Below are 21934 nucleotides of genomic sequence, written 5' to 3' on the forward strand. Positions count from 1 at the left end.
TTTGCTTTTTATTGTAAGGAAGCCAAGAGGATGGAGATAGATTCTCGTCTTTTCAAGATGATCCAATTTTTTCGAAATTTCTTTTTTCTTTTCACTTCATCTATCCATTTCTTTTGATATATGTTCATTTCTTTTGAAAAAACCGCCTACCGCGGTGATGACGGTTTCAGCCGTTGTTCATCGCGGTAGGCGGTCGGCGTCTGGTTCAGTTCGGCTTTAAAGACGCGCATCAAATAATGGGCGGTGCGAAACCCGGTTTGTTCGGCGATTTCTTTGATCGACAAGTCCGTCTGCCGAAGCAGCCGCTTCGCTTCCTCAAGCCGCCGATTCGTCAGCCACTGGCGAAACGTCACGCCCCGCTTTTTCGACAACAAATGGCTGAAATACGCGGGACTGCGCCCGGCAGCGGCCGCGACCCGCTCAAGCGTGAGCGACGGATCGCGAAAATGCGCCTCCATATAGCGGAGGCCGCGCTCCACGGCGTCGACGCGCGCATCTTCCTCGGCCTGCTTGGCCTCATGGAACAACCGATATAAAAATAAAATCAATTCTTGAACGATACGATACAAGACGGGATTGTACAAAATGTCTTGAAAGATGCGCATATATTCCCGCTCGGTTCCGCCGCGGTCAAGGCCGTATGTTTTCATAAACCGGCGGATTTGCGCCAAGATGCTTGTCAGCCGCGTCCGCACCATCTCCGGACTCGGAAACGGCGGCGACCAGTGCCAAAACTCGCGCTGCAGCCACCGTTTCACCGCTTCGTGGTCGAACCGCTCGAGCATCTCGATCCATTGCCGCTGCTCCTCGGGCGTCAAAAACGGATCGAGCTCACGCCACTGTTCGTATTCCGAAGCGGGAGCGATCACTTGGCGATAGCCAATGAAAAACGTCGTCTCGAGCAACCGGCGCGCCGCTTGGTATTGCGCGCGCACCGTCCTCCGGCCATCAGGCGGCATCACGACAACCGCGAGCGGCTCATGATGATCTTCCTCCCAATCGCGCAGCAGCTTCCACGCCTCTTCTTTCCCGTCGCCCGGCAAATCGGGAAGCAGGCAAACCGCCATACGGGTGAGCGGCAATACACGCGCCCGTCCGCGAAACGGGTAATCCATCAAGAAACGGATCACTTCTTGAGACAAAGCGGGCTGTTCCGCCTGCACGAGCCATACATGCGCGGAGGCCGTGGAAGGAAAATCGCAAAATAATGAGCGGTAATCGTCGTGATGGGCGTCCAACCCCGTCGGCAAGCCTGGACGCCCCGGGGAACGCGACGCCGCCGTCCGCAGCGCCTGCTTCAGCTTGGCGGGCTCAAGCGGCTTCACAAGCAAATCGACGCATTGCCAGTCGATGGCTTGTTTCGCCCGCGCAAACGTCGCCTCGGCCGTTGCGGCAATCACGCGTTGGCAAAACAAGCGGACGTGGGCTGTCGCCTTTGACCATCGTTCATACGGAATCATATCCAGTTCGACGTACAATAGCTCCGGCGCCTCCCGCTCAAGAAGAGCCATCATCTCCTCCACATTGGCCGCCGTGTACACCTGCTCGATCGGCAGCGAATACGCGGAAACGAGCCAGCGGATCGCTTCCCGTTCTTTGTCGTCCCGTTCGGCAATGACCAATTTCACGTTCTCACCGCCTTGGCTGCAAGCGTCGAAAATGAAGGAGCGCTTCCATGCAAAAGGCGGCGGCCAACGCCACCGTTTTTCCGCCTTCATCCCAGAGTGGATTGACTTCGCAAAGATCGACGCTGATCGTTTTCGGATGAGAAACGATTCGGCGGATGAGAGCGCGCGCCAACGATGGAGCGAGTCCAAACGGCGACGGCGCGCTCACCCCCGGCGCGGCAGCCGCGCTGATGGCGTCCATGCAAAAGGTGAGCATCACCGCATCATGATCGGCGGCAAATTTCTCAATTTGTTCATAGGCAGCCTCGATCGGCCCTGCGGTCAGCTCGTCTTCCAGCATGTAACGGCAGCCGTACGTCTCGGCCGCCGCAAACAGCGCCGCCGTGTTGCCGAGCCGCTGAATGCCGAGGCAGAAGTAACGAACCCGTTCGTCTTGATCCAATATTTGCCGAAACATCGTCCCGGACGTCGGGCCGTCATCGTACGGGCGCAAGTCGAAATGGGCGTCAATGTTGAGGATGCCAAGGCGGGCTTCGGGCCCGAGCGCTTCGCGAACGCCCAAGTAATGGCCGTACGCCGTCTCATGGCCGCCGCCGATCACGATAGACGCCATCCCGTTTTTCAGCAGGCGGGCGACCGCCTTCCCAAGTTCCGTCTGGCTTTGTTCGAGCCGTTCATCGACGCAAACGACATCGCCTGCGTCATAGACAATGACCCCTTCCGGAAGATGCCAAGGCAGCCGGGCGAGCGCCGCTTTGACGGCGGCCGGCGCCTCTTTCGCCCCTTGGCGGCCTTGGTTGCGGCGCACGCCTTCGTCGCACGCAAACCCAATGAATGCCGCCGCTCGTTCCACCGTCTCCAATGGCTTGGACAAATCGAGCAGGCGAATGCGCTGATGAAGGCGAAACGCCTGCTCATCGCTCACGCTGTCAATCCGTCCCGTCCAACGGCCGGCGTCTGGCGGTTGATACATGAGACCATCTCCTTTCCATCATCCGCTGCTTGTTTCTTTCGCCGTTCTTTCACTGTTCTCCTTCCCGTGTACGCGAAAAGAGGAAATCGCCGCTGTTTGGCGAATAACACATCCATGAACCCATTTCGCTCACCACCCGATGAAAATCGCTGCGGCAGGATCCGTGATGTTCACCGAGACGATCCGCGGGCGGCGTTTTGCCCTCCACCCGGGCATGAAAACAGTTCTTGAAGACATACACATTTTCTAAAAAATGCAATGGACAACAGAAAGGATGTTCGAGATGAAGCCAATCACCAACTTGCATGACGTCATTGCTGGAAAAAGCGCGCCGCCGCTGTGCGATGAGACGCTCGGCGTCCGCTTGACGGAAGCCCGTGACGGCTATGCGAAGGGGGTATGGACGATCCATGAATCGCTGCTCAACGGCAACGGGGTGATCATGGGCGGGTTCGTCGGAGCGGCAGCGGACATTCTCATGGCGTATGCGGTGACGACCTTGCTTCGCGATGACCAAATGCACGCCTCCATCAACTTGCAGACGACGTTTCACCGCCCGGCAGCGGCAGGGGAAGCCGAAGTGGAAGCGCGGGTGGAAAGGTTCGGAAAAACCGTCGCCTATGTAACCGCCGTCGTCCGGCAAAACGGCAAAGAGGTGGCGAGCGCGACCTCCTCGGTGCTGATTATGGATAAACCGTAAAAAAGCGCTTTCGTTCATGGAAGGGAAGTGCAACGCTGGCGCCGAGGCAGGCGCCAAACCGGTCCAACTGAATCGGGCTGTTGGCAGCGGCCATGCCTAGAAGCGTTCGATCGGCAACCCGTTTCGCCCCGCCATCCAAGGATGAACATGTCACTTGCGAAGATGTCCGCTTTTTCCCAAGCGGACCGAGCGCAACGAGCGAAGCGTCGGAGAAAGCGCTGTCAAAAACAGCCGCTCTCCGGCGCCTTTCGTTGCTTGTTACCCATGGACAAACGTTTTCGGCATGACGACCGCTACGACTTGCCCGCGGGCGCACAGTTCGCCGTTGGCGAACACTTCGGCATCCACTTTCCATTTTTTCGGATGAATCTCCGTCACCGTTCCGACGGCGACAAGCGGCACGCCATGCGGCGTCGGCTTGACGAAATCGACATGAAGCGACGCGGTGACAAAGCGCGGCGGCGTTTCCCCGCTCCCTGGTTCGTGGCCGTTTTTCCGATGCAAAGCAAGCGCCGCCGACCCGGTGCCGTGGCAGTCAATGAGCGAGGCGATCAGCCCGCCGTACACAAACCCGGGGATCGCCGTATGTTCCGGGCGCGGCGTATACACCGTCACCGTTTTGTCGCCCCGCCACCCGGTGCGGAAATGATGGCCTTGCTCATTCAAACGGCCGCAGCCGTAGCACCAGGCGAATTCATCCGGGTAGTCGTCTTGAATCGCGTGCACGATCATTTCTTCCACGTCATCCTCCCCCCTCTCTTTTTCTAGTATACCATTGAATCGAGAAGACGACGACTCCTACATGGACGGTTGTTGTCTAGCGGCAGGCAAGGCCATACGAAGAAAAATGGAACGAAGCGCCAATCGCCAGACGGCAAATTCATAGGCGGCCCAAACAGCTGGCCGCCTAGCGTGACGCCATTTATCGAGCAGGCTCGTAAAACTCGATCCATTCACCGTCGGGCCCGCGGAAAAACAAATATTTCGCCCCGTTCGGAAGTGTCGTTATTTCTTCCCACACAAGCGGCACACCGAGCGACTGAAGCCGTTCTTTCTCCTGCTCAATGCCTTCGACCGTAAACGCCACATGGTGCACTTTTCCTTCCGTCGGCAAATCCGGGTTGTATCCTTCGATCAGCTCGACAATGATCGAGCCGCCAATCCCTAAAAACGCCAATTTCATCGTGCCGTTCGTATGAATCATTTCGTCAAGCAGCTCCAAGCCGACAACATTTTGATAAAACTCTTTCGATGCCTCGATGTCTTTCACTTGAATGCCGACATGTTCAAATTTTTTAACTGCCATTCGTCCCTCTTCCTTTCTATGACTCCATTAACCATACAGCTTGTAAATACGGCGTCATCTGCATCGGGAAAATCCCTTTTTTCCCAAGCTCTGTCCATATGTAGCGGTCAAGGGCGTACGGTCCTTCCGCCTTCCATTCGTCCGCCTCACTGTTGGTCAACAACAACGAAAAGGCTGTTCCTTGCGCTTCCCCATACAAATGAACGTATCCGTCCCCACGGTCGACATGCACCGCCGCCTTAGGGTCAAACCGGATGAGTTCCGCCAGCACACAGCGCATGACATGAACGGCGAACGCTGCAACAGGAAGATGAGCGGCCATGCAAGCTCGGATGGAAACGTCCCTCTCCACTGTTTCCCCCTTCACCCCCCATCGACAAAAACCCCCTTCCGCCTCGGAATGATGCGAAAGGGGGCAGCCGTTCTTATCATCCAAAGCGAAACCGCTTTGCAGGTGTTAGCACCTTGCCTACGGCAGGTTGCTGTGGGGTCATCAAGCCCGTTCTCTCGCCCACTCTTGATAAGACGTATGATCATTTGTCTTTCATGTTACCATATCGAATCCCATAGAAGCAATCGCTTTTTTGTTTATTCCGCCACTTCCGGCTGCTCGGACGTGACGCCGACATCTTTCCATGTCAGCTTCGAGCTCGGATCAACCGTAAAGTTGGCGACGCGGTTGTTGACCGCATAGATGGCGGAACGATACAACGTCGGGATGACCGGCACTTCTTCGTTCATCAGCTTTTGCCACTCGCTGTAAATTTTCCGGCGATACTCCTTGTCAAACGCCTGCTCGGAATGGCCTTTTTCCAGCAGCTCATCATTTTTCTCGTTCACCCAACGCGAGTAGTTGAACATGACGTTGCGGCCGTACAGGCCGTACGGGTCGACATCCGTTCCCGTTGCCCAAGCAGCAGCGTAAACGTCCACTTTCGGATCATCTTTTTCAACCATGTCATAGAACGAGTTGAACTCCGCTAGACGGCCGTCCACCAATTGGACATCCAAGCCAACGTCTTTCCAGCATTGCATGTAAAACTTCGCCAACGGCTCGGCAATATCGCCGCCGCTCATCGCCAAAAAGTTGATCGTAAACTTTTTGCCGTTCGGATCTTCGCGCAAGCCGTCGCCGTCCACATCTTTATAGCCGGCCTCATCAAGCAGCTGTTTTGCTTTTTCCGGATTATACGTGTACCCTTTGATCGAGCTGTCATGGTATCCCGGGAACGACGGCGGGATCAGCGTGGTCGCCGGGAAGCGCAAGCCGTGATACAAGCGATCAGCCACTTCTTGGTTGTTGATGGCGTACGCCATGGCTTGGCGCAGCTTTTTGTTCTGGAATTTCGGATTGTCCATCACATTTTCTTGCTTTTTCGCATCCCAATGGCCGAGTTTAAAGCCGATATAGTTGTAGGCCAAGTCGATCCTGCCGATGAATTGCAGGTTTTTCGTTCCTTTTGCATTCACGTATTGGTCGGTTGGGAATTCGGCGACGTCGATGTCCCCTTTTTTCAACGCTTGCAACACCACTTGCGGGCTGACGACTTTCAAAATGACGCCGTCCAAGTTCGGTTTGCCCGCCCAATAATCGTCGTTGCGGACGAATTCGACCGATTCGCCCGGAACGATTTTCTTCACTTTAAACGGCCCGAACCCGATTGGATTTTTCCGAATTTTATCCGACTGCGCCAACTGTTTGATCGGCACGTCTTTCAAATAATGCTTCGGCAGCGGGTACGCCCAAATGCCGGTCAACACAGACGGATTTGCATGCTTCCATGTAATTGTCAACGTCTTTTTGTCGATCACTTTAATGCCAGCGATTTTATCGGCTTTGCCGCTATGGTATTCATCCATGCCGACAATGTCTTGAATAAGCGCATCCCCATAACGAACGCCTGTGTAATCTTTATGCCCAATGACCAAGTATGCGTATTCTAAGTCTTCGGCCGTCACTGGCTGGCCGTCATGCCAGTTGACGTTGTCCTTAATGCGGATCGTCATCGTCTTTTTGTCCTCAGATAGTTCGTATGTCGCGGCGCCATCATTCGTAATTTCATAGTCGCCGTTCGTGCGGAAAAGCGACTCGTCAAAAAATTGCAAAATTTCAGCGTCCGGCGCTCCCGTGTAGAACGCATAGCTGAGCGTTCCTTCGAATGGCGTATCGGACACAAGCCCGTACTTCAGCACGCCGCCATCAATGATTTTCCCGTCGTTTTTCACCGTCATCGGGAATTTGCTGATGTCTTCTTTTTGCGCCGCTGGTTTTTCCTTATTGCTGTTTCCGTCGGTCGTTTCCGACTTGCCCGTGCACCCAGCCAGCACGAGCAGGATCGCAGCGAGCGCCGCCATCCACTTTCGCTTCACTGTTTTTCTCCCCCTTTATCCTAATCGTTGTCTTGCATCAACCGCGCGTTTTAACGCTTGGCCGATGAAATTTATGCACAGCATCATCACCAAAATGAGCAATGATGCAGGCAGCCATACCCACCATTTGTTTTGCAGCACATCGGGATTGGTCGCATAACTGACCAGCGTCCCAAGGCTTGGCGTGCTTTCCGGCAGCCCGAACCCCAGGTATGTAAGACCTGACTCAATGCCGATGTTGCCGGCTAAGTTCAACGTCAAATTGACGATGATAATGGAGCTTAAGTTCGGCAAAATTTGAAACAAAATGATTTTCCAATCCGGCGTCCCGAGCGTCTTGGATGCGCTGACATAGTCCAATTCCCGCTCGGCAAGCGTCTTGGCGCGAATGAGCCGGGCTTTGCCCGTCCATAAAAACGCGCTCATAATCAAAATGAACGTCGCCACATTGTATTTCGGGACGATGGCTACAAAGACGATCACCAGCATTAAAAACGGCAAGACAAGAATAAAATCGATGATGCGCATGATGACATTGTCGATCCAACCGCCGAAATAGCCGGCCACAAGCCCCACCGCAAGACCGATTGCGCCTGTGATCAGCGTAATCGCCAGCCCAATCGTAAAGGAGTTGCGCGCTCCAATGATGAGCTGGCCGAACACATCGCGGCCGCCATAATCGGTGCCAAGCCAATGTTCCGCCGATGGAGGTGAATGAATGGCCAAAAAGTCTACCTTTACAATTTCCTCTTGGTCTAAAAAAATGGAAACGCCGTAAACAATCAGCAAAATGACGGACAATATAATGAGCGAAACAAGAGCCAGCCGATCGCGGACGAGCTCCCGCCACATAATCGAAAGAGCGGAAGGGCTTTTCTCAGCGGCTATTTCAGCTGGAACAGGACGGTTCACCTCGATTTTCATACTCCACGCCCCTCTCTTACTCAATGCGGATGCGCGGGTCGACCGCACTTAAAATAATGTCAGAAAGCAAGGTCCCCACAAGCGTCGCCACCCCGGAAATCATCACGAGCGCCGTCACGACGCTGTAGTCGCGCTGCATAATCGACTGCAAAAACAGTTGTCCAAGCCCTGGATAACTGTAAATAGACTCTAAAAAAACGGAACCGCCGATGAGACCCGTAATTTCATAGCCTAAAAACGCTGCGATCGGCAAAAACGAATTGCGCAAAATGTGCCGCCAGTAAATCTGGCGTTCTGGAACGCCCTTGGCGCGCGCTGTTTTCACGAAATCTTTCACTTTCGTATCAATGATTTCGCTTCGCAAATATTGAATGGTGACGACCGTGTTGATGAGCGCGCCCGATAAAGCCGGAAGCATGAGATGATTCAACTTGCTTAAATAGTAGGCAAGCGTTCCTTCTTCAACTTGAATGTCCACGCTCCCCCCGGTTGGGAACCAGCCGAGATGAAAGCCGAACACAAACAGCATGATCAACGCAAAGATAAACAGCGGCGTTGCAAAGCCGATATAGCTGTAGCCGACGATCAGCTTGTCGGCCCATGTGTCCGTCCATCGCCCTGATACGATGCCAAGCGGAATGGCGATGAGATAAGTCAACACTAAAATAGCCGCCGACAGCAGTACGGTATTCCCCACTCTTCCAGCCAGCAAGTCGGTCACCGGCTGCTGGTGGGTATAAGAGAGGCCAAGGTCGCCTTGCAACATATTTTTCACCCAGCGGATATACTGAATATGTACCGGATCGTTAAGGCCGAGCTTTTCCCTCATTTCTTCAAGCGTTTGCGGATCCATTTTCGGATTGGCCGCCAGCTGGCCGGTCAGGGCATCGCCTGGCATCGCTTTCGCCAGCAGGAAAATGAGGACGCTTAACAAGAATAGCTGCGGAATCATGATCAAGATGCGGCGCAAAATAAACTTTAGCATCGTTCTGTCTTCCCCTCTTTATGGAATAGCCACAGAGTGGGTCGGCGATATAGGCTTAAGCGGGTACGCTCGCCCGGTTTCATCAAAATAGCGCGAATACGCTTGCGCATATTCTTGCTCCACTTCGCGGCGCAGCGCTGCCTGCTTGCCGCGCTCACGCGGATCGGCGTTCGGAATGGCGGAAAGAAGCCGCTTTGTGTAAATGTGCTGCGGGTTTGTAAAAATTTCGTCGCTCGTCCCTTCTTCCACGAGCCGGCCGCGGTACATAATGCCGATCCGGTCGCACATATGGCGAATGATTCCTAAGTCATGGCTGATAAATAAGTATGTCAGCCCGTATTCTGCTTGAATTTCTTTCATAAAGTTCAACACTTGCGCCTGCACCGAGACATCGAGCGCCGAAACCGGCTCATCGGCGATGATCAGCTTCGGATTGAGCGTAAGCGCGCGGGCGATGCCGATGCGCTGGCGCTGCCCTCCGGAGAACTCATGCGGATATTTATAAATTGAATCGGCGCTTAATCCGACGCGTTCCAGCATGGACTGGACTTTTTTCCGCTCCTCATGCGGCGAAAGCTTTTCAAAATTGCGCAGCGGCTCAGCGATGATATCGAGCACACGTTTGCGCGGATTGAGTGAAGAATACGGATCTTGGAAAATCATTTGAATGTCCTTGCGATATGGATGAAACTGGCGGCGAGGCAACTTCGTCAAATCCGTTTCTTCAAACAGCACCTCGCCGGCCGTCGCCCGAATCAGGCCGATGATCGTGCGCCCGGTTGTCGTTTTTCCACATCCTGATTCACCGACAAGCCCGTATGTCTCTCCTCGATTCAACGAAAAACTGACATCGTCAACCGCCTTAACGTAGTCGACGACGCGGCGAAAAAACCCGCCGCGCACCGGATAGTGCACCTTTAAATGCCGCACGTCAAGAAGCACCGTAATCAACCTCTCTTGTCGTTTGATCATCGGGAAAGTGAAAATGCCGATAGCACGTGCAACGCACCCAATGTCCTGGCTCCACTTCACGCAGCTGCGGCTCCGGCTCGTGCTGTTCCGCCCCGATCCAGCTGATGCGCGGTTGAAAACGGCATCCTCGGCGAGGCAGTTTATGCAGCGGCGGAACAATCCCTTGAATAACATGGAGACGATCTTTTTTCACTTGTGCGGACGGGATCGACTGCAGCAACGAGCGAGTGTATGGATGAAGCGGCCGGTGGAAAATCGTGTCGACATCCGCGAGCTCAACGATTTCGCCTGCATACATCACGGCGACCCGATCGGCCATTTCCGCGACAACCCCTAAATCGTGAGTGATCAATATAATGCTTGTATTCATTTGTCGTTGCAGTTCTTTCAGCAGCTCCATAATTTGCGCTTGAATCGTCACATCAAGCGCCGTCGTCGGCTCATCCGCAATCAAAAGCGACGGCTCGCAGGCAATGGCGATGGCGATGACCACCCGCTGCCGCATTCCCCCGGACAGTTCATGCGGATAACGGTGATACACTTTTTCCGGCTCGGGAATGCCAACTCGCTCAAGAAGTCGAATCGTTCGTTTCTTTTTTTCCGCCGCCGGCAGCCGCAAATGGTAATTCATGCTTTCTTCAATTTGCCGTCCGACGGTCATGAGCGGATTAAGCGCCGTGAGCGGATCTTGAAAGATCATGCCGATCTCCTTGCCGCGAATCCGGTTCAATTCAGAAACAGACAACGACAGCAAATTTGTCCCTTTAAAAAGCAGACGCCCTTCCACTTTCGTCTTCTCAGGCGGGTGCAGCCCCATGATCGAAAGAGCGAGAGCACTTTTTCCACACCCCGACTCGCCGACAAGGGCAACGACTTCGTTTTCCTCAATGGTCAAGGAAACATCATCCACCGCAGCATAATAAGCGCCCTCAATTTGAAACGAAACACGCAGTCGTTCTATTTCCAGCAACGGCTGTTTGTTCAATGCGCCTTTCCCCTTTTCGTGAAGTTAGTGCAACTAAATTTTAGACTACATATAATTTTATGATAATATTACACGATATTTTTTGTATTTTCAACATTTTTTTGTAATTTGATCCTTATCATATATGATTATTTAGAACACAAATTTGTTTGACTATATAGATGCAACGAAGAAGTTTAACATATCCTTGACGGAAAAGCGGTTTGTCCATTTTCGACTGTCGAAGGCAAGCCACAGGCTTGCCCCGTCACGCCTTGGCGTGACGGAAGACCGAACAACCACCTGCTTCACAGACCCATATATGGGTCTGGAAGCGGCGTTGTTCGGTCGCCCGACAGTCGATCAAATACTTGGTAAAAGCTATAAATGGTAAAGCTTCAAATTGCATCTATATATATTAATGTTTCAAATGCTCAGCTTTTTTGTTTTGTTGAATGCGCGGCGAAAAAAATCGACTTTACTCGACAAACAGAGGAGGGCGATGCCGTTTCATTTTTCTTCCGCTCCGTAATGTGCAAGCCAAAATACAAAAACGCAGATGCCCATGACGAGACATCTGCGTTTTTCCTTATTTAAACGCCCGCGCCGCCCGCACCGCTTTTTTCCAGCCATCGTAGAGCATCGTTCGCTTGTCATCATCCATCTTCGGCTCAAACCGGCGCTCGAGCTGCCATTGGGCGGCGATGTCATCTCGGCTGTTCCAGTAGCCGACCGCCAGCCCGGCCAAATACGCCGCACCCAAGGCCGTCGTTTCATTCACAACCGGACGTTCGACCGGAACGGCAAGCAAATCGCTCTGGAACTGCATAAGGAAATTGTTTTTCACCGCCCCGCCGTCAACGCGCAACGTGGTCAGCGAGATGCCGGAATCGGCTTCCATGGCGGCGAGCACATCTTTTGTCTGGTAAGCGAGCGATTCCAAGGTGGCCCGGATGAAATGCTCTTTCGTTGTGCCGCGCGTGAGGCCAAACACCGCCCCGCGCACCTCGCTGTCCCAATACGGCGTGCCAAGCCCGACGAACGCCGGTACGACATACACCCCGTCGGTCGACTCGACTTTTTCGGCGTACGCTTCGCTATCAGCCGCAGTTTTGATCATCCGCAAGCCGTCGCGCAGCCATTGAATGGCCGAACCGGCAACGAAGATGCTGCCTTCAAGGGCGTATTCAACCTTGCCGTCAATTCCCCAGGCGATCGTTGTAAGCAGCCCGTGTTTCGATTGCACCGCTTTTTCCCCCGTATTCATCAGCATAAAGCAGCCGGTGCCGTACGTATTTTTCGCCATCCCTTCCGTAAAGCACGCCTGGCCGAACAAAGCCGCCTGCTGGTCGCCCGCGGCTCCCGCGATCGGCACCTCCACGCCGAAGAAATGATGCGGAACCGTTTTCGCATATACTTCCGAGGACGGGCGCACCTCAGGAAGCATCGCCTTTGGCACGTTTAAAATCGCAAGCAGCTCGTCATCCCACTCGAGCGTATGAATGTTAAACATTAATGTGCGCGACGCGTTCGAGTAATCGGTTACATGGGCGCGGCCGCCGGACAGCTTCCAAATGAGCCACGTATCAATCGTGCCAAAGAGCAGCTCTCCTCGCTCCGCCCGTTCGCGCGCCCCCTCGACATGGTCCAAAATCCATTTCACTTTTGTCCCGGAAAAATAGGCGTCAATAAGCAAGCCGGTTTTTTCGCGGAATAGCGGGTCATACCCTTTCGCTTTCAGTTCATCGCAAATGCCGGCCGTCTGCCGCGACTGCCAGACGATGGCGTTGTAAATCGGGTTGCCGGTGTCTTTCTCCCACACAACCGTCGTTTCCCGCTGGTTCGTAATGCCGATCGCCGCCACTTGTTCCAGCTTCACTTGCGCCTCGGACAAGACGCTGGCAATGACAGCAAGCACCGATCCCCAAATTTCATTGGCGTTGTGCTCGACCCAGCCGGGCTGCGGAAAATATTGCGTAAACTCTTTTTGCGCCATATGAACGATTTCGCCCTTTTGATTGAACAAAATCGCGCGCGAGCTGGTTGTGCCTTGGTCGATGGCTAAAATGTATTGATTCATGACATTCTTCCCCCTTCTCCTTTATTTGCTTACAAACCCCGTACGCCAACTAGAGAGAACGGCGGCTTGCGGCGCTGGTTGTTTTTCCTTTTGCCATCTTCGCCGCCGCCAAAACGACTGCGGTTGCCGCCAGCACTCCCCATAATGCGCCTGTCGGTTTTTCCAAGAAAACGGCTTTATAGACCAAACTGCCTAACGCACCCCCAAGCAGCGGTCCGACGATCGGCACCCACGCATACGCCCAATTCGATGACCCTTTCCCTGGGATTGGCAACAAAAAGTGGGCTAAGCGAGGTCCAAAGTCTCGGGCCGGATTAATGGCGTATCCCGTCGTACCGCCGAGCGACAGTCCAATCGCCACGATCAAAAAACCAACGATAAATGGATTGAGCCCATCAGCGAATTTGTTGGCGCCAATGGCCAAGATGGCCAAAACCAACACAAACGTTCCGATGATCTCGCTAAGCAAGTTGGCAGCCGTATTCGGCACTGCCGGACCCGTCGCAAACACGCCAAGCTTGACACCCGGGTCGTCTGTTTCCTTCCAATGCGGCCAATAGTGGAGATAGACGACGGCAGCCCCAACCATAGCGCCAAGTACTTGTGCCAACACATAGCCAGGGACATCTTTCCATGGAAAATCGCCGCTTATGGCCAATGCCACTGTCAGCGCTGGATTGAGATGGGCGCCACTATACCGGCCGACAGCGTATACGGCCACGGCCACCGCCAGCCCCCACCCCATCGTAATGACAATCCAGCCCGAATTGGCCGCATATGATTTCTTTAAATTGACCCCGGCGCACACACCAGCGCCGAAAATGATGAGCAGTGCCGTACCGATGAATTCCCCTAAAAATGGCGACATTTGTTCTCTTCCCCCTTTTCATTCGTGATTTCCTCTGCTATTTCCTGCTTGGGCGGCCCCTCCGGAGGGTTAGACGTTGGGTGGAAAAACAAAAACCCACACACTTCCCCGCTAAGCAACGAGGAATATGTGTGGGTCTCCGCTTCTCCACCACAACATTATTAACTTGCTTTTAGCATATCATCTGTTGAAAACGCTGTCAACCTATTTCTTCGGCAAAATTTGCACGTAATCGAAGTCGAGCGTATCGACCGCGTCTTCGATATGAAGGCGGGTGATGAACCGGTACGACCGGCCGGGGCGCGATGGCGGCAAGGTTTCCGGAATCGTGTAGGAAAACGGGATCTCCTTTTTCTCGCCCGGCTTGATCGAAAACGCTCCGGCCGCCGGAATGACGGCGACAATGTCATCCAGTTCCTTGCCGTTTTCGATCGTTTTTTGCACGAGCTCCACATCAAGCCGCTCGATCATTTGTTCCACCGTTCCGCCGTAAATGTGGACGATCCCTTGAATCATTTCCCCCTGGCGCCATAACGATTTATTTAAGATCAAGTCGACGTGCGCCGACCCGACTCCGACTCTTGACATCATTTTGCGCAATAACACCGCAGTCACCTCTTTGTCTCTCTTGTCATATCATCATACGAAAAAACGAAGCCGCCTGTTTCAACGCGAGCCAAAAAATAAACAGACGATGCTGGCGCGGCACGTCTGCCCCCTGGGAGAAACAGGGACGAATGCGGCTTGTTTTGTTACCGCTTACATTCGAGATTACCGCATTCGCCTTCAGCTGTCAATTGGTTATTCGTACACATTTTCGTTTTCGATAATGTAATCGATCCGAATGACCGGGACGTCCTGTTGCTCGACTTCCGCAACAATCAAGCCGACGCGGTCATTATAGATGCAAAACATATCCTGCCCTTTGCGAAACGCCGACTCTCCGTACGAAAGAACCATGTGGTAAATTTTATTGTCGCTGAAATAGCGGCGGCTGACCCGGTTGCCCAATCGAACGATCACTTCTTTTCCCGCGATTTTTCCGCGGTACATCCGCTTCTCCCCCTTTTCGTCGTTCCTATTCCAATGTATGGCCGTTGTTGCCTGCTCATGACTTTTTTCTCCCCAGCGGCCCGCTTTCCTTTTCAACGCATTGTTTTTCGGGCCGGCAAACAATTTTTTTCGGAAATTTCCTTTCTTTTGCTTGACGCAGCCACCCGCGGTAGTGTATAGTAAAGTCATCACATAACAGAATATATTTCAGGCATTCAACATGAAGACGCATCTTGGATGGCTGTGAAGTATATTTTGTTATTTGATAAAAATCTTGAGGTTAGCCGAACAGGCTAAAGGTATTAGGAGGAATTCAGTATTATGCAACGTGGTAAAGTAAAATGGTTTAACAACGAAAAAGGTTACGGTTTCATCGAAGTGGAAGGCGGTTCCGACGTATTCGTCCACTTCACGGCGATCCAAGGTGAAGGGTTCAAAACGTTAGAAGAAGGCCAAGAAGTTTCGTTTGAAATCGTCCAAGGAAACCGCGGACCGCAAGCAGCGAACGTTGTCAAATTATAAGACTTCGTTGACATAGACGAGAGAACGGGAGCGGAAAGAAAGGCATCCTGCACCATCGCAGGATGCCTTTTTCATTTGATTGGCATAAATTTCACCAAGCGGCAAACAATAAAGAAAAGGGGGTGTTCATATGGCCAGACGCGATGCCGACGTACATACGGGATACAACGATGTAAAGCAAGTGGAAATGTTCGTCGAAACGGCGGAGAAAATGGTCGGCCAGGCGACGATGCAGCTCGACCCCGAGATGCTTCGCCATGCCGAACAAGCGGTGAAAAACGCCCGCGACCAACTTGCGCGCGCCCGCCAAGAAGCAACGGGCGTCGACGGTGATTTTCTCGCCCGTTGCGAACAAACATTGGCCCGCGCCGAACACCAGCTTCGCGAGGCGCAGCAATAACAGCAAAACGATATAGATGCAACCAAAACGTTTAACATATCTTTTCTTTGACAGAAAAGCCACTTATCAATTTTTCGACTGTCGAGGGCAAGCCTTTGCTTGCCTCCGTCACGCCTTGGCGTGACGGACGATCGAACAACCACCCGCTTCTCAGACCCATACATGGGGCTGAAAGCGGTGTTTGTTCGGTCGTTCGACAGTCGATCCAATGCTCAGTAAAAGCTACAAATGTGAAAGCTTTAAATTGCATCTATTAAGGCGGAGGACAAACAGCGATTTCCTTTTGGAGTGAAAAGAAGAACAGCTTTTGAGGTTTCTCCATATTAAAACGTATGTTCTGTCAATCACCGGCCTTCGCAGCGCATCCGCTTTCTCCGTTCAAACGCCAAAGCTTGCCTGGTCGCAGCCGGCACCGCCCCAGGCTCGCGAAAGCGCAGATTGGGGCTCCTATCGCCCGCACCAACCGCCTCTTGAAAAAAATTCCTTCATTACCGACGCGGACGCGGCGGCGCTGATAGAAGCATCTCCCCGTACTGCCGCATTTGTTCCCCGACCGTGCATTGCTGGATGCAAAACGATTGGGCGTACGTTTTGCCGTACTCTTTCCGGAACGTGCTTTTTAAAAAGCAGCCATCGCAGTACGTTTCCTCCAGCCAAGCGATTTGGTCCAATATTTCTTTGCGTCGGTTCCGCTTCTTTCCCATACGACCTTACCCTTTCCCTGTCAATTCCGTTCGGCTTGTGATGATCTGCCCTTCAAGCGCCTGGCGGGCGAGCGAATCCGCCTCTTTATTTTGTTTGCGCGAAATCGGCTCGTACGCCGGTTCGATGTGAAGCTCGCGCATTTTCGCTTCAATGCGGTCAAGCCAGATGTTGAAATCGTCCTCAAAACACGGCCAATCGCCGGACAGCTGCTTTAACACGACGTGGGAGTCGCCGCGGAACGTCACCGGCAAATGATGAACACCAAGTTCCTCGAGCAGCTGCATGACAAACCAAAACGCCGCATACTCTGCCTCATTATTGGATTTGATTTCGCCGAGCCGGCGGTTGGCGCGCAACCGGTAGCGATGATCGTTTTGCTTATAGTATACGACCGCGCCGGCGCCGCCTTGGGACGTCTCATGGTCAAAGCCGCCGTCGAAATACACAACGATCTCATGCGGCTCGCCAGCGATCTCCTCAAGCAGCTTTTGCAGCTCTTTTTTTGACCACACCGTGCCGTTTCGATCGACGAACTCCACTGTTTTCGTCCGCCCGGTTTTTTCAAAATCATCCGCCAAAGCGAGCGCCTTTTTGGCATCGACCCAATCGGAGACAAGAAACGCCTCTTGTTTTTTCGGCGTGATATACGTCCAGTGGATTTGTACGTCCAACGCATTGTCACCCTTCCGCGTGGCGATGATCGGAGCTGGTTTTTATTTTACCACACTTGCGCCCTTGTTCATTACCTAATATTATGCGCAAATTCTTCTTGTATCAACCATTTTGCCGCAGGCGCCCATCTTTTTTCCAAAATATCTATCTTTTTCGGCCTACTTGTGGTACACTAGCGGCTAGCACCCAAAATGAGATGGGGCGCAAGCATATGAAGAGGGAGGATTCGAATTGAAGCGTCAAACCATAGCCGATCTGAGTCTGCTAATGGTGACGTTCGTCTGGGGGGCGACGTTCGTCGTCGTCCAAAATGCCATTTCGTTTTTGGAGCCGTTGTCGTTTAACGCCGTTCGCTTCAGTTTGGCCGGCTTGTTGCTTCTCACCTGGATCGCTGCCGCTTCCCGCCCACTCTTCGGCCAGTTGTCATGGCGAGTCATCGGCGCTGGGGCGTGGATGGGGCTATGGCTGTTTTGCGGCTACGCATTCCAAACGATCGGACTGTTGTATACCACTTCCTCGAAAGCCGGCTTTATTACCGGACTGAGCGTTGTGCTCGTTCCATTGTTTTCCTTTTTGATTTTAAAGCAAAAACCGTCTGTGAATGCGGTCGTTGGAGCGGCACTTGCCGCGTTCGGCCTGTATTGGCTGACAGGGGGAGCGGAGCTGTCGTTCAATCAGGGCGATTTCTTTGTCTTTCTTTGTGCTGTTTCCTTTGCCATGCACATTATCGTCACCGGCCGCTATTCCTCTCAGCATTCGACGATGCTGTTGACCATGGTGCAAATTTTTACCGTCGGCATCCTCTGTTTCTTCTTTGCCTTTTGGTTTGAAGACGCCGCGCAAATGTGGAATATGGCGGTGCTCCGCCGTCCGGAAGTATGGGGGGCGCTCGCTGTGACATCGTTGTTGGCGACGACCGCGGCGTTTCTCATCCAAACGGCGGTGCAAAAATATACGACTCCCGCCCATGTCGCGCTGATTTTCGCCATGGAGCCGGTGTTCGCCGCTTTGACCGCCTACCTTTGGGCTGGAGAGCGGCTGTCGCCATCGGCCTGGCTTGGCGGCGCTGCGATTTTGGCCGGCATGCTTTTCGCCGAACTGCCAAGCATGCGCCTCTGGGGCAGACGGTGGCGGGAAAAGCGGAACATCCCATCGTAGCCGCAACGATTGCTCTTAGCGAAAAACAGTGAAGCTTTTGGGAGGCTAGAGGCGCTCCGTTGGTCATCATCCCATGTCGCCGACGCCTGACGCGCTTCGCTGCCTGAGGCTGTCAGGCGCGGCGCCGACAACCCCAATGCGATAAAGCGCCCGCGGCCATGCCTAAGAGCGCCCCGCCGACGACTTCGATCGGCTCGTGCCCGAGCCGGGCGCGCAGCTGCCGCTGTTGTTTGTGATAAACGGTTTGTTTTGGATCTCCTTCCAACTTTTTTACTTCCTCGGCAAGCTCGTTCAGGCGAAGGGCGAGTTCGCCCGCTTGGCGCCGCACCCCTTGCGCATCGTACATGACGATCAGTCCAAACAACGCGGCCAAGGCAAAATCGATCGTGCGCACGCCTCGCTCGAGGGCGATAAATGTCGCTAAGGCGGAAACACCGGCAGAGTGGGAGCTTGGCATTCCGCCGGTTTCGAAAAAGAGCCGCCAGTCCCACCGGCCGGTCTCCAGCTGCTTGATCGGGATTTTCAGAAACTGGGCGAGCGCGATTGTCGCGAGCGCCGTCTTCAGCCCCTTGTTCATCACGCTTTCCTCCTTTGCTTATATTTTGACCAAGGGTGGCCATACTATCCGTAAAGAGCGGAGGTGAGAGCAATGACCAAAAACGGCGGCCGAAACCGCGGCACGAAGGCGCCGGGCGTCAACCCGCAAGGCTTTGGCCAAGACGGAACGTTCCCCCCGGATCCAAAAAGCAAGCTTGAGAACGCAGCGAAAAAGCTCAACACAAAATAAAAGCAGGCTTCCCGATATGGGAGCCTGCTTTTTGTCGTTATTGTTTCACTTTCGCCAATTTTTCGCGCAACACCATTTGCAAAATGCCGCCGTGGCGATAGTAGTCGATTTCGACTTCGCTGTCAAAGCGGACGATGACCTCAAATTCTTTCTTCTCACCCGTATCCGGGTTCGTCGCCGTCACTTTGACGAGATCGCGCGGTTTGACGTTTTCATCGATGTGAATGTCGAACACTTCTTTACCCGTCAAGCCGAGCGTCTCCGCATTTTCGCCTTCTTTAAATTGCAGCGGCAGGACGCCCATCAAAACGAGGTTCGAGCGGTGGATGCGCTCAAAGCTTTCGGCGATGACCGTTTTAATGCCGAGCAAGAACGTCCCTTTCGCCGCCCAGTCGCGCGAGCTGCCCATGCCGTAGTCTTTGCCGGCGATGACGACAAGCCCAGTGCCGTCTTGTTTGTATCTCATGCACGCATCGTACATCGACATCACTTCGCCGGTCGGCCAGTACGTCGTATAGCCGCCTTCCGTGCCCGGCGCGATTTGGTTGCGGATGCGGATGTTGGCGAACGTGCCGCGCATCATCACTTCATGGTTGCCGCGCCGCGAACCGTACGAGTTGAAATCTTTCGGCTCGACGCCTTTCGAGATCAAATATTGGCCTGCCGGCGTGTTTTTGCCGATCGACCCAGCTGGCGAAATATGGTCAGTCGTGACCGAATCGCCGAACTTGCCGACGACGCGCAAGCCGGTGAGAGGTTCGACTTTGCGCACTTCCGGCGACAAGCCTTCAAAGAACGGCGGATTTTGAATGTACGTCGAGTTTTCATCCCATTGGTACAGCGGCTCATCCGTCGTTTCGATGGCGTTCCAGCGCGGATTGCCGTCGAACACGCGCTCATATTCTTTGCGGAACAGTTCCGGATCGACCGCTTGCTTGACGACATTCTTCACTTCTTCCATCGACGGCCAAATGTCGCGGAAATAGACGTCGTTGCCGTCTTTGTCTTTGCCAATCGGCTCGTTAAGCAAGTCAATGTCGACCGTGCCGGCGAGCGCATAGGCGACAACAAGCGGCGGCGATGCCAAATAGTTGCCTTTGACAAGTGGGTGGATGCGGCCTTCAAAGTTCCGGTTGCCGGACAGGACGCTTGTCACGAGCAGATCGCTTTCCGCGAGCGCTTTTTCGAGCTCCGGCGCAAGCGGACCTGAGTTGCCGATGCATGTCGTGCAGCCGTAGCCGACAATGTTGAAACCGAGCTGTTCCAGATACGGAAGCAGCCCCGAGTCACGCAAGTAGCCGGTGACGACTTTCGAGCCCGGCGCGAGCGACGTTTTCACGTATTTCGGCACTTGCAAGCCTTTTTCGACCGCTTTTTTCGCCACTAAACCAGCGGCGACAAGCACGTACGGGTTCGACGTGTTCGTACAGCTTGTGATCGCCGCGATGACGACAGCGCCCGTTTTCAATTTCACTTGTTCGCCGTTCAGCTCGACCGTAATTTCCCGCTCCAAGTCCGCTTCCGTCAAGCCAAAGCCTTGGTTGCCTTGCGGCGCTTTCACCGCGTCGCGGAACGACTGTTTCATTTTCGAGAGCGGGATCAAGTCTTGCGGCCGTTTCGGGCCAGACAAGTTCGTTTCAATTTCCGACAAGTTGATTTCCACAACATCCGTAAACACCGGCTCCGGTGCATCCGGCGTGTAGAACAAACCGTTCGCTTTGCAATACGCTTCGACGACTTGAACGTGATGTTCGTCGCGGCCGGTCAAGCGCAAATAGTCAAGCGCTTCAGCGTCGACCGGGAAGAAGCCGCACGTTGCCCCGTATTCCGGCGCCATGTTGGCAATCGTCGCCCGGTCGGCAAGCGGCAAAGTCGCCACTCCTGGTCCGAAAAATTCAACGAATTTGCCGACGACGCCTTTTTTCCGAAGCACTTGCGTCACCTTAAGCGCCAAGTCGGTGGCCGTCGCTCCGTCCGGCAGCTTGCCTGTCAGGCGGACGCCGATGACTTCCGGCACCGGGAAGTACGACGGTTGGCCGAGCATGCCGGCTTCCGCTTCAATGCCGCCGACCCCCCAACCGAGGACGCCGAGGCCGTTGATCATCGTCGTATGCGAGTCCGTGCCGACAAGCGTATCCGGGAACGCTTCGTACTCGCCGTTCTCCCCTTCGACCGCGTGAACGACGCTTGCCAAATATTCCAAGTTCACTTGGTGGACGATCCCCGTTGCCGGCGGAACGGCACGATAGTTGTTAAACGCTTTTTGCGCCCATTTCAAAAACTTGTACCGTTCGGCGTTCCGTTTGAATTCCAAATCCATGTTGTACTCCAGCGCATCGTCTGACCCGTAGCGGTCGACTTGCACCGAGTGGTCGATGACGAGATCGACCGGAATTTCCGGGTTGATTTCATACGGATCGCCTCCCAAATCGGCCATCGCTTTGCGCATCGAAGCCAAATCGACGACAGCCGGCACGCCGGTGAAGTCTTGCAAAATGACGCGCGACGGCTTAAACGGCACGTCGATGTCTTTCATTTCCGGCGTTCCCCATTTCGCCAAGTTTTCGACGTGCTCTTTCGTGATGACGCGGCCGTCGACTTGGCGAAGCACCGATTCAAGCAATACTTTGATCGAGTACGGCAGGCGGCTCACCTGGCCGATGCCCGCTTCTTCAAGCGCTTGCAAACGGTAGTAGTTGTACGTTTTGCCGTTTACAACAAACGAAGAGCGGGCGTTGAACACATCTTGTTTCGCCATATGTATAACCCCCTTCACTTCACAATAATACTATACTATTTTTTCGCACAAAAGTCGAAAAAATAGCATGAATTCTCCCAATCCCCATAAAGTTCGGCACGACTTTATC

At 53.7% G+C, this 21934-nt stretch carries 24 protein-coding genes and 1 riboswitch; of the genes, 5 read left to right on the forward strand and 19 right to left on the reverse strand.

The genetic code is table 11. The annotated features are described in order from the left end of the window. Positions 1 to 146: 146 nt before the first annotated feature. On the reverse strand, positions 147 to 1628 hold the full coding sequence (locus tag GC56T3_RS11365; protein ID WP_013145650.1) for a helix-turn-helix domain-containing protein: 1482 nt from the start codon (positions 1626 to 1628) through the stop codon (positions 147 to 149). A 4-nt stretch (positions 1629 to 1632) separates the two neighbouring features. Continuing rightward, the gene (gene hutG, locus GC56T3_RS11370; RefSeq protein ID WP_013145651.1) at positions 1633 to 2601 is read right to left on the reverse strand and encodes a formimidoylglutamase; all 969 of its coding nucleotides are present in this window, start codon (positions 2599 to 2601) and stop codon (positions 1633 to 1635) included. A 283-nt stretch (positions 2602 to 2884) separates the two neighbouring features. On the opposite strand from hutG, the gene GC56T3_RS11375 reads away from it, so the two are divergent. Then, complete coding sequence (locus GC56T3_RS11375) at positions 2885 to 3301, forward strand: PaaI family thioesterase (protein WP_013145652.1); 417 nt, start codon at positions 2885 to 2887, stop codon at positions 3299 to 3301. Here GC56T3_RS11375 and GC56T3_RS19700 read toward each other — a convergent pair. The 13 genes from GC56T3_RS19700 to GC56T3_RS11435 all read right to left on the reverse strand — a co-directional run bounded on the left by GC56T3_RS19700 (position 3285) and on the right by GC56T3_RS11435 (position 14823). Further along, the gene (locus tag GC56T3_RS19700; protein WP_193568240.1) at positions 3285 to 3455 is read right to left on the reverse strand and encodes a hypothetical protein; all 171 of its coding nucleotides are present in this window, start codon (positions 3453 to 3455) and stop codon (positions 3285 to 3287) included. The two genes, GC56T3_RS11375 and GC56T3_RS19700, sit on opposite strands and share 17 nt — an antisense overlap. 104 nt (positions 3456 to 3559) lie before the next feature. Then, entirely contained in the window at positions 3560 to 4042 is a 483-nt protein-coding gene (locus GC56T3_RS11380; RefSeq protein WP_013145653.1) for a PaaI family thioesterase, read from the reverse strand. Between the two features lie 181 nt (positions 4043 to 4223). Continuing rightward, a complete protein-coding gene (locus GC56T3_RS11385) occupies positions 4224 to 4607 on the reverse strand; it encodes a VOC family protein (protein WP_013145654.1) in 384 nt (127 codons plus the stop codon). Between the two features lie 16 nt (positions 4608 to 4623). Beyond that, on the reverse strand, positions 4624 to 4929 hold the full coding sequence (locus tag GC56T3_RS11390; protein WP_041468799.1) for a hypothetical protein: 306 nt from the start codon (positions 4927 to 4929) through the stop codon (positions 4624 to 4626). A 100-nt stretch (positions 4930 to 5029) separates the two neighbouring features. Further along, positions 5030 to 5134: riboswitch (SAM riboswitch) on the reverse strand. 61 nt (positions 5135 to 5195) lie between these two features. Next, positions 5196 to 6977, reverse strand: coding sequence for an oligopeptide ABC transporter substrate-binding protein (gene opp4A, locus GC56T3_RS11395; RefSeq protein WP_013145656.1), 1782 nt, complete (start codon positions 6975 to 6977; stop codon positions 5196 to 5198). A 15-nt stretch (positions 6978 to 6992) separates the two neighbouring features. Beyond that, positions 6993 to 7901, reverse strand: coding sequence for an ABC transporter permease (locus GC56T3_RS11400; RefSeq protein ID WP_013145657.1), 909 nt, complete (start codon positions 7899 to 7901; stop codon positions 6993 to 6995). A 16-nt stretch (positions 7902 to 7917) separates the two neighbouring features. Continuing rightward, positions 7918 to 8886, reverse strand: coding sequence for an oligopeptide ABC transporter permease (gene opp4B, locus GC56T3_RS11405; RefSeq protein WP_013145658.1), 969 nt, complete (start codon positions 8884 to 8886; stop codon positions 7918 to 7920). 18 nt (positions 8887 to 8904) lie between these two features. Beyond that, complete coding sequence (locus tag GC56T3_RS11410; RefSeq protein WP_013145659.1) at positions 8905 to 9828, reverse strand: ABC transporter ATP-binding protein; 924 nt, start codon at positions 9826 to 9828, stop codon at positions 8905 to 8907. Continuing rightward, entirely contained in the window at positions 9818 to 10843 is a 1026-nt protein-coding gene (locus GC56T3_RS11415) for an ABC transporter ATP-binding protein (protein WP_013145660.1), read from the reverse strand. Before GC56T3_RS11415 ends, GC56T3_RS11410 begins: the two co-directional genes overlap by 11 nt. A gap of 568 nt (positions 10844 to 11411) precedes the next feature. Continuing rightward, positions 11412 to 12902: a glycerol kinase GlpK gene (gene glpK, locus GC56T3_RS11420; RefSeq protein ID WP_013145661.1), complete on the reverse strand. Its 1491-nt coding sequence runs from the start codon at positions 12900 to 12902 to the stop codon at positions 11412 to 11414. Between the two features lie 49 nt (positions 12903 to 12951). Further along, on the reverse strand, positions 12952 to 13770 hold the full coding sequence (locus GC56T3_RS11425; RefSeq protein ID WP_013145662.1) for an MIP/aquaporin family protein: 819 nt from the start codon (positions 13768 to 13770) through the stop codon (positions 12952 to 12954). 204 nt (positions 13771 to 13974) lie between these two features. After that, positions 13975 to 14376 carry a sporulation protein gene (locus tag GC56T3_RS11430; protein ID WP_013145663.1) on the reverse strand — a complete coding sequence of 134 codons (402 nt, stop codon included), beginning with the start codon at positions 14374 to 14376 and terminating at the stop codon, positions 13975 to 13977. 195 nt (positions 14377 to 14571) lie between these two features. Next, complete coding sequence (locus GC56T3_RS11435) at positions 14572 to 14823, reverse strand: hypothetical protein (protein ID WP_013145664.1); 252 nt, start codon at positions 14821 to 14823, stop codon at positions 14572 to 14574. Positions 14824 to 15144: 321 nt separating this feature from the next. Between GC56T3_RS11435 and cspD the strand changes: the two genes are divergently transcribed. Together cspD and GC56T3_RS11445 are read left to right on the forward strand one after the other, a co-directional pair. Beyond that, positions 15145 to 15345, forward strand: a complete 201-nt coding sequence (gene cspD, locus GC56T3_RS11440) for a cold-shock protein CspD (protein ID WP_003251474.1) — start codon at positions 15145 to 15147, stop codon at positions 15343 to 15345. 130 nt (positions 15346 to 15475) lie between these two features. Further along, positions 15476 to 15745, forward strand: coding sequence for a DUF2564 family protein (locus GC56T3_RS11445; RefSeq protein WP_013145665.1), 270 nt, complete (start codon positions 15476 to 15478; stop codon positions 15743 to 15745). 488 nt (positions 15746 to 16233) lie between these two features. On the opposite strand, the gene GC56T3_RS11450 is transcribed toward GC56T3_RS11445, so the two are convergent. After that, the gene (locus tag GC56T3_RS11450; RefSeq protein WP_013145666.1) at positions 16234 to 16449 is read right to left on the reverse strand and encodes a zinc-finger domain-containing protein; all 216 of its coding nucleotides are present in this window, start codon (positions 16447 to 16449) and stop codon (positions 16234 to 16236) included. Positions 16450 to 16455: 6 nt separating this feature from the next. Continuing rightward, a complete protein-coding gene (locus GC56T3_RS11455; RefSeq protein WP_011230849.1) occupies positions 16456 to 17121 on the reverse strand; it encodes a ribonuclease H family protein in 666 nt (221 codons plus the stop codon). Positions 17122 to 17353: 232 nt separating this feature from the next. Here GC56T3_RS11455 and GC56T3_RS11460 point away from each other — a divergent pair, with 232 nt between their 5' ends. Next, positions 17354 to 18280 carry a DMT family transporter gene (locus tag GC56T3_RS11460; RefSeq protein ID WP_013145667.1) on the forward strand — a complete coding sequence of 309 codons (927 nt, stop codon included), beginning with the start codon at positions 17354 to 17356 and terminating at the stop codon, positions 18278 to 18280. 112 nt (positions 18281 to 18392) lie between these two features. On the opposite strand, the gene GC56T3_RS11465 is transcribed toward GC56T3_RS11460, so the two are convergent. Next, complete coding sequence (locus tag GC56T3_RS11465) at positions 18393 to 18857, reverse strand: divergent PAP2 family protein (RefSeq protein WP_013145668.1); 465 nt, start codon at positions 18855 to 18857, stop codon at positions 18393 to 18395. 72 nt (positions 18858 to 18929) lie between these two features. Between GC56T3_RS11465 and sspL the strand changes: the two genes are divergently transcribed. Next, positions 18930 to 19067 carry a small, acid-soluble spore protein L gene (gene sspL, locus GC56T3_RS11470; RefSeq protein ID WP_013145669.1) on the forward strand — a complete coding sequence of 46 codons (138 nt, stop codon included), beginning with the start codon at positions 18930 to 18932 and terminating at the stop codon, positions 19065 to 19067. Between the two features lie 37 nt (positions 19068 to 19104). On the opposite strand, the gene acnA is transcribed toward sspL, so the two are convergent. After that, complete coding sequence (gene acnA, locus GC56T3_RS11475) at positions 19105 to 21825, reverse strand: aconitate hydratase AcnA (RefSeq protein ID WP_013145670.1); 2721 nt, start codon at positions 21823 to 21825, stop codon at positions 19105 to 19107. Between the last annotated feature and the right edge of the window lie 109 nt (positions 21826 to 21934).

Origin of the sequence: Geobacillus sp. C56-T3, assembly GCF_000092445.1 — a bacterium.
Taxonomy (GTDB): domain Bacteria; phylum Bacillota; class Bacilli; order Bacillales; family Anoxybacillaceae; genus Geobacillus; species Geobacillus thermoleovorans.